The sequence below is a fragment of the Pseudomonas quebecensis genome, assembly GCF_026410085.1.
Lineage (GTDB): Bacteria > Pseudomonadota > Gammaproteobacteria > Pseudomonadales > Pseudomonadaceae > Aquipseudomonas > Aquipseudomonas quebecensis.
Genome location: NZ_CP112866.1, coordinates 794,797 through 807,587 on the forward strand (window position 1 = coordinate 794,797; position 12,791 = coordinate 807,587).

General features: G+C 57.2%; 9 protein-coding genes. 8 read left to right on the top strand and 1 reads right to left on the bottom strand.

Annotated elements, in window-relative coordinates:
- The first annotated feature begins 76 nt into the window (after positions 1 to 76).
- The 5 genes from OSC50_RS03800 (at position 77) to OSC50_RS03820 (ending at position 6,932) form a co-directional block, all read left to right on the top strand.
- Positions 77 to 844: a sulfite exporter TauE/SafE family protein gene (locus tag OSC50_RS03800; protein WP_266246637.1), complete on the top strand. Its 768-nt coding sequence runs from the start codon at positions 77 to 79 to the stop codon at positions 842 to 844.
- Between the two features lie 137 nt (positions 845 to 981).
- Positions 982 to 1,530 (top strand): hypothetical protein, encoded by a 549-nt coding sequence (locus OSC50_RS03805; protein WP_034100393.1) that lies wholly within the window; start codon positions 982 to 984, stop codon positions 1,528 to 1,530.
- Positions 1,531 to 1,634: 104 nt separating this feature from the next.
- Positions 1,635 to 3,104 (top strand): IMP dehydrogenase, encoded by a 1,470-nt coding sequence (guaB, locus tag OSC50_RS03810; RefSeq protein ID WP_003209646.1) that lies wholly within the window; start codon positions 1,635 to 1,637, stop codon positions 3,102 to 3,104.
- 126 nt (positions 3,105 to 3,230) lie between these two features.
- Positions 3,231 to 4,808, top strand: coding sequence for a glutamine-hydrolyzing GMP synthase (gene guaA, locus OSC50_RS03815; RefSeq protein WP_181078636.1), 1,578 nt, complete (start codon positions 3,231 to 3,233; stop codon positions 4,806 to 4,808).
- Between the two features lie 348 nt (positions 4,809 to 5,156).
- Complete coding sequence (locus OSC50_RS03820; RefSeq protein WP_266246636.1) at positions 5,157 to 6,932, top strand: AAA family ATPase; 1,776 nt, start codon at positions 5,157 to 5,159, stop codon at positions 6,930 to 6,932.
- Positions 6,933 to 7,368: 436 nt separating this feature from the next.
- On the opposite strand, the gene treR is transcribed toward OSC50_RS03820, so the two are convergent.
- A complete protein-coding gene (gene treR, locus OSC50_RS03825) occupies positions 7,369 to 8,073 on the bottom strand; it encodes a trehalose operon repressor (protein ID WP_181078634.1) in 705 nt (234 codons plus the stop codon).
- Positions 8,074 to 8,325: 252 nt separating this feature from the next.
- Between treR and treP the strand changes: the two genes are divergently transcribed.
- The 3 genes from treP (at position 8,326) to OSC50_RS03840 (ending at position 12,759) form a co-directional block, all read left to right on the top strand.
- Positions 8,326 to 9,768: a PTS system trehalose-specific EIIBC component gene (gene treP, locus OSC50_RS03830; protein WP_266246635.1), complete on the top strand. Its 1,443-nt coding sequence runs from the start codon at positions 8,326 to 8,328 to the stop codon at positions 9,766 to 9,768.
- A 56-nt stretch (positions 9,769 to 9,824) separates the two neighbouring features.
- Positions 9,825 to 11,471 carry an alpha,alpha-phosphotrehalase gene (gene treC / locus OSC50_RS03835; RefSeq protein ID WP_266246633.1) on the top strand — a complete coding sequence of 549 codons (1,647 nt, stop codon included), beginning with the start codon at positions 9,825 to 9,827 and terminating at the stop codon, positions 11,469 to 11,471.
- Positions 11,472 to 11,538: 67 nt separating this feature from the next.
- Positions 11,539 to 12,759: a maltoporin gene (locus tag OSC50_RS03840; protein ID WP_181078628.1), complete on the top strand. Its 1,221-nt coding sequence runs from the start codon at positions 11,539 to 11,541 to the stop codon at positions 12,757 to 12,759.
- The last annotated feature ends 32 nt before the right edge of the window (positions 12,760 to 12,791 follow it).

Consider the following 12,791-nt stretch of genomic DNA (forward strand, 5'->3'; position numbering starts at 1 on the left):
TGAAAGGTTTTGAAGATATTAGTCGCAACGCTCGCCGATGGCTAAAGTGAACGCCATCTCTTGCGAGGAATCTCCCATGGGCCCGGTCGAGCTGATGAGTCAGTGGTCGTTCAGCGGTTTGGAGTGGTTGGTCATCGGCCTGGGCGTGGCGGTTGCCTATATCGTGTTCGGCATCGCCGGCTTTGGCACGGCGCTGGTAGCCGGGCCGGTACTGATTGTGTTCATGCCGCTGTCGAAGATCATCCCGCTGTTGGTGCTGCTGGACTTTGTCGCGGCGTTTGGCGGTTTGCTGCAAACCCGACGCGATGTGAGCAAGCCTGAGTTACTGCGCCTGCTGCCGTGCATGGCCATCGGGTGCACACTGGGCGTGGTGTTTTTGCTCAATCTGCATTCCGACCTGCTTTTACTGTTGATGGGGGTGTTTATTAGCGCCTACGCCCTCTACAGCCTGGCGATCAAGGCGCGCCCGACACAGTTGGCGACGGGCTGGTCGATTCCGATGGGCACGGTCGGCGGGCTGTTCGGTGCGCTGTTTGGCAGCGGCGGTTTTTTGTATGCGATCTATCTCAACAGTCGTTTGCCCAAGGACGCGGCGCGCGCCACCCAGAGCGCGTTGATCAGTTGCAGCACTGTGGTGCGCCTGAGCCTGTTCCTGGTGGCCGGGGTGTATGCGGACTTACCGTTGTTGCTATTGGCGGTGTGCTTGTTACCGGCGATGGCATTGGGGTTGTGGACGGGGCGCAGACTGACGATGCGTCTGTCACGGGACGCGTTCGTGCGGTTGGTGACGTGGCTGGTGCTGGCCAGCGGCATTGCGTTGATTGGTCGGTATTTGAGTACTTGACCTGATTTGTTCAGGGATTAAGCTGCCGTCCTCCCGGGCGTCATCGCGGGCAAGCCCGGCTCCCACCTCGGAATGCAATCAACTGTGGGAGCCGGCCTTGCCCGCGATGAGGCCAGAAGCCACACCGCAGGACTCCCATGAACTCCCAAAGCATCCTTGTTCCGAAAATCTCCACTTTGCCCGTGCACGAGCCCCGCGCCCGGGCGATTGTGCGCTGGCTGGTGCGCAAGAACATCGTCAAGGAAGAACTGACCACCTGTGGCCGCACCGGCAACCGCATGGGTTATGCCCTGGCCGATGGAGCGCGTGCCGTGGTGCTGTACCCAGAAGCACTGCCGTTCAACGAGCCGGTCAATGGCCTGGAGATCATCTACAAACGTTGTATCTACACGCCCGCCAAGGGCTTTCTTGGAGAAGCCGGCTGCCCTGAATGCCGTCGTGAGGTAGGGGAGGCGCTGTTCGAGAGCCTGGAAGACTGGATGCCCGGCCATACCGACAACTTCACTTGCCCTCTGTGCGGGCATGAAGATGACATCAACGGGTTTCTGTTCCTGCAGGAATGCGGATTTTCCAACCTGGGTTTCATCTTCAATAACTGGGCCGAAGCAGGCTTCAAGCAGAGTTTTATCGACGAGTTTGCCGATTGGCTGGACCAGAAGATCAGCTGGGTCAAGGTCGAGCTTTAATCCATCTATCAGTATTACCAAGTTTGTCAGAGTTTTACATTGAGCCGGGCAGGGTGCATGTATATAATGGCGCGCTTCCATTTTCCCGCTCGGGAGCCCCCGCGATGCTGCGTATCAGCCAAGAAGCTCTGACATTCGACGACATTCTCCTAGTGCCCGGTTATTCCGAGGTGCTTCCTAACGAAGTCAGTCTCAAGACCCGCCTAACCCGTGGCATCGAGCTGAATATTCCCCTGGTTTCCGCTGCCATGGACACCGTCACCGAAGCCCGTCTGGCCATCGCCATGGCTCAGGAAGGCGGCATCGGCATCATCCACAAGAACATGACCATCGAGCAGCAGGCTGCCGAAGTGCGCAAGGTCAAGCGTTACGAAGCCGGTGTGGTGAAGGATCCGATCACCATCGAAGCCGACGCTACCGTGCGTGACCTGTTCGACCTGACCCGCCTGCACAACATCTCCGGCGTTCCGGTACTGCACGATGGCGACCTGGTCGGCATCGTCACTTCCCGTGACGTGCGTTTCGAGAACCGTCTTGAAGTCACCGTCCGCGAAGTGATGACCCCGAAAGAGCGCCTCGTGACTGTCAAGGAAGGCGCCGACAAGAACGACGTGCGCGAACTGCTGCACAAGCACCGCATCGAGCGCGTGCTGATCGTCGACGACAAATTCGCCCTCAAAGGCATGATGACCGTCAACGACATCGAGAAAGCCAAGGCTTACCCACTGGCCAGCAAGGATGACCAAGGTCGTCTGCGGGTCGGCGCCGCCGTCGGCACCGGTAAAGACACCGGCGACCGCGTTGCAGCCCTGGTCGCTGCCGGTGTCGACGTAGTCGTGGTGGACACCGCCCACGGTCACTCCAAAGGCGTGATCGACCGCGTGCGCTGGGTCAAACAGAATTTCCCTGACGTGCAGGTGATCGGCGGCAACATCGCCACCGGCGCTGCCGCCAAGGCCCTGGCCGAAGCTGGCGCCGACGCCGTCAAGGTCGGTATCGGCCCTGGCTCGATCTGCACCACCCGTATCGTTGCCGGTGTAGGCGTGCCGCAGATCAGCGCCATCGCCAACGTCGCCGCTGCCCTTGAAGGCACCGGCGTGCCGTTGATCGCCGACGGCGGCATCCGTTTCTCCGGTGACCTGTCCAAGGCCATCGTAGCCGGTGCTTCCTGCGTGATGATGGGCTCGATGTTCGCCGGTACTGAAGAAGCGCCGGGCGAAATCGAGCTGTTCCAGGGGCGCTCGTACAAGGCTTACCGTGGCATGGGTTCGCTGGGCGCCATGTCCCAGGCGCAAGGTTCTTCCGACCGTTACTTCCAGGACTCCTCGGCAGGCGCCGAGAAGCTCGTACCGGAAGGCATCGAAGGCCGTGTGCCGTACAAGGGCACCCTGAGCGCCATCATCCATCAACTGATGGGTGGCCTGCGCTCCTCGATGGGCTACACCGGCAGCGCCGACATCGAAGAAATGCGCACCAAGCCAGAGTTTGTACGGATCACCGGCGCCGGCATGGCTGAATCCCATGTCCACGACGTGCAGATCACCAAGGAAGCGCCAAACTATCGGGTCGGCTGATGCCGACAGCTATAAGCCACAAGTTATAAGCTGCAAGCGGGGCTGTATTCGTACAGCTACCGCGCGGCTTCCGATTACTTGCAGCTTGCAGCTTGAAGCTTGCAACTGCTCTTCAGAGTTTCTCTCATGGCCCTCGACATTCACGCCCACCGCATCCTGATCCTCGACTTCGGTTCCCAGTACACCCAACTGATCGCCCGCCGCGTGCGTGAAATCGGTGTGTATTGCGAACTGCACCCGTTCGACATGGACGACGAAGCGATCCGCGAATTCGCCCCTAAAGGCGTCATCCTCGCCGGCGGCCCCGAGTCCGTGCACGAAGCCAACAGCCCGCGTTGCCCGCAGGCGGTATTCGACCTGGGCGTGCCGGTCTTTGGTATCTGCTACGGCATGCAGACCATGGCCGAGCAACTGGGCGGCAAGGTTGAAGGTTCCGAGCTGCGTGAATTCGGTTATGCCCGTGTCGACGTGGTCGGCAAGAGCCGCCTGCTGGACGGCATCGAAGACCACATCGACGCCGACGGCCTGTTCGGCCTCGACGTGTGGATGAGCCACGGTGACAAAGTCACCAAGATGCCGGAAGACTTCCACATCCTGGCCAGCACCCCGAGCTGCCCTATCGCCGGCATGTTCAGCGACGAGCGTCGTTACTACGGCGTGCAGTTCCACCCGGAAGTGACCCACACCAAGCAAGGCGGGCGCATCCTGTCGCGCTTCATCCTCGACATCTGCGAGTGTGAAGCCCTGTGGACCCCGTCGAAGATCGCTGAAGACGCCATCGCCCAAGTACGCGCCCAGGTCGGCACCGACAACGTGCTGCTCGGCCTGTCCGGCGGCGTTGACTCCTCCGTGGTTGCTGCGTTGCTGCACAAGGCCATCGGCGACCAACTGACCTGCGTGTTCGTCGACAACGGTCTGCTGCGCCTGCACGAAGGCGAGCAAGTGATGGCCATGTTCGCCGAGAACATGGGTGTCAAAGTGATCCGCGCCAACGCCGAGGAGCAGTTCCTCAACAACCTGGCCGGCGAGTCCGACCCGGAGAAGAAGCGCAAGATCATCGGTCGCACCTTCATCGACGTGTTTGATGCCCAGTCGAGCAAACTGGACAACATCAAGTACCTCGCCCAGGGCACCATTTATCCCGACGTGATCGAGTCGGCCGGCGCCAAGAGCGGCAAGGCCCACGTGATCAAATCCCACCACAACGTGGGTGGCCTGCCGGAGGAAATGAACCTTAAGCTGGTCGAGCCGTTGCGCGAACTGTTCAAGGACGAAGTCCGTCGTCTGGGCCTGGAATTGGGCCTGCCATACGACATGGTCTACCGCCACCCCTTCCCAGGCCCGGGCCTGGGCGTGCGCATCCTCGGTGAAGTGAAGAAGGAATACGCCGACCTGCTGCGTCGCGCCGATCACATCTTCATCGAGGAACTGCGCAAGGCCGACTGGTACCACAAAGTCAGCCAGGCCTTCGTGGTGTTCCAACCGGTGAAATCGGTTGGCGTGGTCGGCGATGGCCGTCGTTACGCCTGGGTTGTGGCCCTGCGTGCGGTGGAAACCATCGACTTCATGACTGCTCGTTGGGCGCATCTGCCGTACGAACTGCTGGAGACTGTCAGCGGCCGTATCATCAATGAGATCGAAGGTATTTCGCGCGTTACTTATGACGTGTCGAGCAAGCCGCCGGCGACGATTGAGTGGGAATGATCGGGCGTTTGTTAGATTGCTTCCCTGAGTCAAAAAGTAAAAAAGCCCGTGTAATTGCGGGCTTTTTTACTTTCAGGTATGCCAATATCACTGCTTTAAGAACCACTAGGTCACCCTCGGAGTGGCATGGTCGGCTGTGTAGCTATACGAGAGTTGTCACAGTTTAAGCGACATATTTTTTCAGTCTGGCTGCGATGAGCTTTTTGTTAATTGAAACTTAAGCAGTTATTTGGTTGTGTACTGTATGAAAGGATTCGGAAAATGTTGATAGAGAGGATTCATATTCCAGCAGTAGAGTTTCAATCGCTTGGTCTTAAAGATATTCATATGCGGCGCCTTGGATGATTAGTGGCGTTAGCAGGAAAAAATGGTTCAGGTAAGTCTCGTTTATTGGCTGCAGTCGATGCTGTAATCAATATGCGTTGGCGAGCTCGATCAGGTGTGGATAAGTTAATTTCTGAAAAAAATAATTACGATAGGAGTATTGAAGGTAATCCTGATGGTAGTTCTACGAAAGTGTGGCGTGAGCATTCTGATACTCTAAGATTAGCAATTTTAGCTACCAATGAATGGATCAGTACTGCGGGAAATGATTTTTTTAATAGCTTGTACTTTGTTCCAAAACAATTAAATTTGACAGGTCCACGTAAAGAAATGCGAGGAGAAGTAGAGAATCGAGCGGATGCCGCTATGTCTTGGGGGGCATCTGATTACCATGATCTCAGTCTATTCTACTTGCATCATGTTTTAGAAAAGTGGTTCGCCGTGACGCATTCCAGTCATTCTTTTGATCTTGAGGCAAGAGCAGAAGTCGAGGCGAGTTATTGTCGGCTTCAGGCTCTAATTCAGAGGATGTTGGGAGAGAGGCTGGAGAGGAACTTCTCAGGAGACCCAATGCTTTTCGGAAAGCCAATTGCTGATGCTCGGCTTTCGGATGGCCAGAAGGTTTTGCTCCAGCTATGTGTTGCGTTACACGCTCAGGGTAAAAATCTAGATAATACGGTATTGCTTCTTGATGAGCCGGAAAATCACTTGCATCCCTCGGCGGTGATAGAAATTGTCAAAGCTTTACATGATGCTACAACAACTTCCCAGATCTTTATCGCCACGCATTCTGTCCCGCTGCTAGCCTATATGACCAGCATTGATCCTATGTGTCTATGGTATGTGAGCAATGGCGGTGTGGAGCATGCGGGGAGGCGCCCTGAGATTGTGCTCGACAGCCTGTTGGGTGGAGAGGAAGGGGTTGCTCAATTGAACGCGTTCTCTGGCTTGCCCGCCGTGCTGGCCGCCGTTAACTATGCGACTGAAAGCCTATATCCCCCGACCGTAATTGCGGCGAGCGGTCCTGATCCGCAGGTCTCGCAAATCCAGTCGATTCTCCTTCGTGCGCGCAACGAAAAATCCCTGCTGAGAGTTTTAGATTTCGGGGCAGGTAAGGGGCGACTTCTTGAAGGTCTTGCGACATCTATGCACGAGGATGGAGTGAAGGTTTCCGATGTTATCGATTACCACGCTTATGAACCGTTTCCGGATGACCGAGCTATTTGTGAGGGGGTGTTGGCAACGTACTACCCTGATAGTCAGAACCGCTATTTCAGCACACCTGATCAGCTGTTCGAGAAAAAAGACGAAGGCTCTTTCGCGTTAGTTGTATTGCGTAATGTTTTCCACGAAATTCCACCGGAGCTATGGATTGAAACAATCGGTAGGTATGGAGTAGTTTCTAGAGCATTAAGCGATAACGGTTTCGTTTTAATAGTTGAGGATCAACGAATTCCAGTGGGCGAAAAAGCACACAAAAATGGATTTCTGGTTCTGGATAGTGCTCACCTCAAGGCTTTATTCGATATTAGAGAGGTGGATGTTGCCAATGCACTATTTGTGTCGCACGATGCGCGAGCGGATGGTCGGCTTAAGGCGCATCTGGTTGGAAAGTCTTTGTTGAGTAGGATAACTGGAAAATCCGTCAATAAGGCAATAGGCCTTTTGCGTGAAACCTCTCGTCGAGAAATTCGTTCTCTAAGAGAAAAAGTACCCAGTTATGCGAATGGTCAGCTAAATGGTTTTTGGACTCAACAGTTTGCCAATGCTTCACTTTACCTTTCGTCTGAACAGGAGTGAACCAGGAGATTTTTATTCGGATAACAGCGCTATTTCATTAGGTTGTTGACAAGAACCTAGAGGTGGCTTCTTTTAGCTGCTGTCTCATCAGTGGTGGGAGCTTCGAAGGTCTCCATACCTCAGGAGGCTCTACACTTCTTTCCATCTCTGCCGGAGCAAATGTTTACTTAGTAAATTTTCAGCTCCGGTGATGGTTTGTCAGTTATCACTGCCGCCCTTGATACCTACGGCAGGGCTATGCTCGTGACTCGCTCAGTCCTTTGTCGCCACACACGACTTTCGATCAACTAAAGCTGAACGGAAAAGTTGATCTATGTGTCTGCGCTGAGTGAAAGACCAAGACGCCTGACAAGGACATCTTGGGTGCTTATTTATGCGATTTTATCGCGTTGCGGCTTGCCCTGAGTGCCCGGAAGCCACTGTCCCTAGGCTCATATCACCGCCGCGCAATATCCGAAAAGTAAAACTTATCCAGCGTATGCCGCGACTCGGTGTACTCGAACTGCCGCCCATCCTGCAAAAACGTCTGGTTGCTCACCACGATCACATGGCTTTGTCCGTCGAGGTCAAGGTGCGTCTGGTCGTCCTTGCTGCGCGGCAGCGCTTCGATGGTGCGTTGGGCGTAGCTTATCTGCAGCTGCAGAGTCTGTTCGATGAACGCGTAGATCGACTGCTCGGCGATTGTCGGGTCCAGGCCCGGGATCAGGTCGGCGACGAAGTGGTTGATGTCGAGAATCACCCGTTTGCCGCCGATGCGTCGCACGCGTTTGATGCGGGTGATCAGGGTGCCGGGCTCGGCCTCGATGTGTTGCAGCAGCGCACCTTCGAGTGGGAGTTGGGTGAACTCGACCACTTCGGTATGTACGTCATCGCCCAGGTCGGCGTGGGTTTCATGGAAGCTGACGATGCCGCCCAGTTGGAACTCGATCGGGTTGGGCGATAGCACGAAGGTGCCCTTGCCATGGATCTTTTGCGCAAACCCGCGCTCCTGAAGCTGCTCGATCGCCCGGCGCACGGTGCCGCGGCTGGCCTGGTAGCTGTCCATCAATTCGGTTTCGGAAGGGAGGCGCGTGCCGCGTTGCAGGCGTTCGGTGGTGATGCTGGCAAGCAGATCGGTATAGATCTGGTTGTATTTGCTCATGGAGAGGGCTCTGTGCGCGGCTTGAGTAAGGTGAACGGCGCGTTCAAGGCAGGAACCTTAGTGGCAGAGGTGGGGTTTGTCCATTGAGCGCGCGCGTAAGAAGCGAAATGTCTGACCTCTGAATCAGAAAAGAAAACAATTTGTAACTCGTACAGACGAGTTGTTGCTTTAACTCGTCTGTACGAGTACTTTTGCTTTCGGCGTGCTGCCAATGACTGCCCTCCAATAAAAAAATCAAAGTGGAAACCAAGCATGAGCCACGACTATTCGACGATTGCCCGCGAGATTCTCGAGCACCTCGGGGGCAGCGATAACCTCGAGCAAGCTGCCCACTGCGTAACCCGCCTGCGCCTGGCGCTCAAGGACCCGAGCCTGGTCAATAACAGCGCGTTGAACCAGGTCGACCTGGTCAAGGGCTCGTTCTTTACCGGCGGCCTGTTTCAGGTGGTGATCGGCCCCGGTGAAGTCGAGAAGGTCTACGCCGCCCTGCGCGAAATCACCGGCCTGGCCGCCGCCACCATCGCCGACGTGAAGAAGAAGGGCGCCGACAAGACCAACGCCCTGCAGCGTCTGGTGCGGGTGTTCTCCGATGTGTTCATGCCGATCCTGCCCGCACTGATCATTGCCGGCCTGCTCATGGGCATCAACAACCTGATGGGCGCCAAGGGCATGTTCATCGAGGGCAAGACGCTGCTGGAGGCCTACCCGAATCTGGATGGCCTGTGGAGCCTGATCAACCTGATGGCCAACACCTCGTTCGTATTCCTGCCGGCGCTGGTGGGCTGGTCGGCGGCCAAGCGTTTTGGCGGCAGCGAAATCCTTGGCATTGTGCTTGGCCTGATGCTGGTGCACCCGGACCTGCTGAATGCCTGGAACTACGGCAAGGCAGTCGCCGGCCTCGATGGCCAGAGCCTGCCGTACTTCGATATTTTCGGTTGGTTCCAGATCGAAAAAGTCGGCTATCAGGGGCAGATCCTGCCGATCCTGATGGCCGCGTACGTGATGAGCGTGATCGAGAAGTGGCTGCGCGCGCGCGTGCCCAATGCAATTCAACTGCTGGTCGTACCGATCACCACCATCGTCGTCACCGGCGTGCTTGCCCTGGCGATCATCGGCCCGGTCACGCGCCACATCGGCATCCTGATCACTGAGGGCATGGTCACCCTGTTTGACCTGGCGCCCATGCTCGGTGGCGCGATTTTCGGTCTTCTGTATGCCCCGCTGGTGATCACCGGCATGCACCACATGTTCCTGGCCGTGGACCTGCAACTGATCTCCACACAGGGCGGCACCTTTATCTGGCCGATGATCGTGATGTCCAACCTGGCCCAGGGCAGCGCGGCGCTGGCGGTGTTCTACACCACCCGCAATGCGCGGGATAAAAGCATGGCTTCGACTTCAGCGATTTCCGCCTACTTCGGCATCACGGAACCGGCGATGTTCGGGGTGAACCTGCGCTTCAAGTTTCCGTTTTACGCGGCCCTGGTGGGCTCGGCGCTGGGCAGCATTTTCCTGTCGCTGAACAAGGTGCAGGCCTCGGCCATCGGCGTCGGTGGTTTACCTGGATTTATCTCCATCGTGCCGCAATCCATTGCGATGTTTGTGATCGGGATGGTCATCGCGATGGTCGTGCCGTTTGTACTGACCTATGCGTTGAGCATGAAGATCGTTCGGCCCGGATTCAGGGTTGCCTGATCTACCGCCCGAGGCGGCCCCAAAGCCAGCACACCATTAATTGAAGGAACCCCACCATGCAAACCTGGCAGCACTCGGTGATCTACCAGATCTACCCCAAAAGCTTCCATAGCCACGCGGGTAACGCCACCGGTGACCTGCTGGGCATCGTGGACAAACTCGACTACCTGCAATGGCTGGGCGTGGACTGCCTGTGGATCACGCCGTTCCTGCGCTCGCCGCAGCGCGACAATGGCTACGACATCAGCGACTACTACGCCATCGACCCCAGCTACGGGACCATGGCCGACTGTGAGCGGTTGATCAGCGAAGCGGCCAGGCGCGGCATCAAGCTGATGCTCGACATCGTGGTCAACCACACCTCCATCGAGCATGAATGGTTCCAACAGGCACGCAGCAGCCTCGACAACCCCTACCGCGACTTCTACATCTGGCGTGACCAGCCGAACAACTGGGAGTCCAAGTTCGGCGGCTCGGCCTGGGAATACGAGGCGCAAACCGGGCAGTACTTCCTGCACCTGTTCGACCACACCCAGGCCGACCTCAATTGGGACAATCCTCAGGTCCGCGCCGAGGTGTTCAAGATGATGCGCTTCTGGCGCGACAAAGGCGTCGGCGGGTTTCGCCTGGACGTGATCAACCTGATCTCCAAGCCCGCCGATTTCCCCGAAGACAACAGTGACGGTCGACGCTTCTACACCGACGGTCCGAATGTGCATGCATACCTGCAGGAAATGCACCGCGAGGTCTTCGAAGGGTATGACCTGATCAACGTCGGCGAAATGTCGTCCACCAGCCTTGAGCACTGCATCCGCTATTCCAATCCGGCCTCGAAAGAGCTGTCGATGACCTTCAATTTCCATCACCTGAAAGTCGATTACCCCAATCTGCAAAAGTGGGTGAAGGCCGACTTCGATTTTCTGCAGCTCAAACGGATTTTTTCCGACTGGCAACAAGGCATGCAGGCCGGTGGCGGCTGGAACGCGCTGTTCTGGTGTAACCACGACCAGCCGCGGGTGGTCTCCCGGTTTGGCAACGACGGTGAGTACCGCGAGGTTTCGGCCAAGATGCTCGCCACGGCGCTGCATTTTTTGCAGGGCACGCCGTTTGTGTACCAGGGCGAAGAATTGGGCATGACCAATCCGGACTTCGATCGAATCGAGCAGTACCGCGATGTAGAGACACTCAACATCTTCCGCCTCAAGCGGGATGCGGGAGAGCCCGAAGCGTCGAGCATGGCGGCGATCATGCAGAAATCCCGCGATAACGGGCGCACTCCGATGCAGTGGAATTCACAACCCAATGCCGGTTTCAGCACTGGCGAACCGTGGATCGGGCTGCCGGCCAATGCCGCGCAGATCAACGTCGAATGCCAGCGGCAAGATCCGGATTCCGTGCTGCATCACTATCGAGCACTGATCGCCTTGCGTCGTAGCGAACCGCTGATCCAGCACGGCGTTTATCGCCAGCTGCTGGCGGACCACCGTCAGGTCTGGGCGTATCTGCGTGAGGGCCAGGGCGAGCGCCTGCTGGTGCTGAACAACTTCTATGGCTGGCCCTGCGAAATCCAATTGCCCGACGACGTGCTCCACGCGGCGGGCAAGCAACGCCTGCTGATCAGTAACTACCCCGACTGCCCGCCACGTACCGCAACGGTTGCGTTGCGCCCCTACGAATCGTTTGTGCTGCACCTGATCGACTGAAACTCCCCGCCAGCGAACCGCGTTGTGCAACAGAAGCAATACAACAATAAAAATAGAAGGAGCGTTCATGAAAACCACAATAAAGCTGGGCGTCGTCGCGTCTTGCCTGAGCCTGCCGTTGGGTGCCCAGGCTCTGGAATTTGCCGGTTACCTGCGCAGTGGTGCCGGCACATCCACCGGCAGCGGTCCCCAGCAGTGTTTCCAATTGCCGGGGGCGCAGACCAAATACCGGCTGGGTAACGAATGCGAGCAATACGCCGAGCTGGAATTGCGCCAGGACCTGCTGACCTTCGATGACGGCTCGGTGCTCAGCGTCGATGCCATGGCCTCGCTCTATAACAAGTACGACCGTGAGCTGAAATTCCAGGGCGAAAACAACGGCACCGCGCGCATGCCGCAGATGTATGCGCAGTGGTCCAACCTGCCCAGCCTCAACGGTGGTTCGCTGTGGGCCGGTCGCCGTTACTACAAGCGTAATGACATCCATATCTCCGACTTCTACTACTGGAACCAGAGTGCCACCGGCGGCGGCATCGAGGACGTGCGGATCGGCGACCTCAAGTACAGCTACGCCATTTCGCGCAAAGACAATCTCTACCAGAAGGAATATGCCACCCGTCACGACTTCAACGTTGCGGGCTTCAAGACCAACCCTGGTGGCGAGCTGGAGCTGGGCTTGAGCTACATCGAGAAGGCCGGCGGGCGTGACACCCACAGCGGCTGGGCACTCACCGCGCAGCATGTGCAAACGCCTTTTCTCGGTGGCAAGAACAAATTCGCCTTGCAGTACGGCGAAGGCCCCGGCACCGGCCTGGGCTACACCGGCAACACTTTCCTGGATGACAGCAGCAAAAGTTATCGCGCCGTGGAGTTCTTCGATTGGCAGGTAACGCCGCGCTTTGGTGGGCAGATCGAAGCGGTGTACCAGAAGGACATTCGCCCCGGCAGCCAGGACCAGACCTGGATGTCCCTTGGCGTGCGCCCGGCGTATGCCATCAGTGAACAATTCAAACTGGTTACCGAGCTTGGTCATGATCAGGTCGACGCCAGCGGCGGTACGCGCAAGCTGAGCAAATTTACCTTCGCGCCCACGTGGTCGCCCAAAGGCCCGGATTTCTGGGCGCGGCCGGAAGTGCGTGTGTACTACACCTATGCGACCTGGAACGAAGCGGCCAAACGCGCCGCGAATGAACTGGCGGCGGGCTCGGCGTTGTCCGACACCGGTTCCTACGGCACCGCGCGGCATGGGTCGAATGTGGGCGTGCAAGTCGAATACTGGTGGAAATAACCGCCATCCGTGGGATGTGCATCCACCCAATG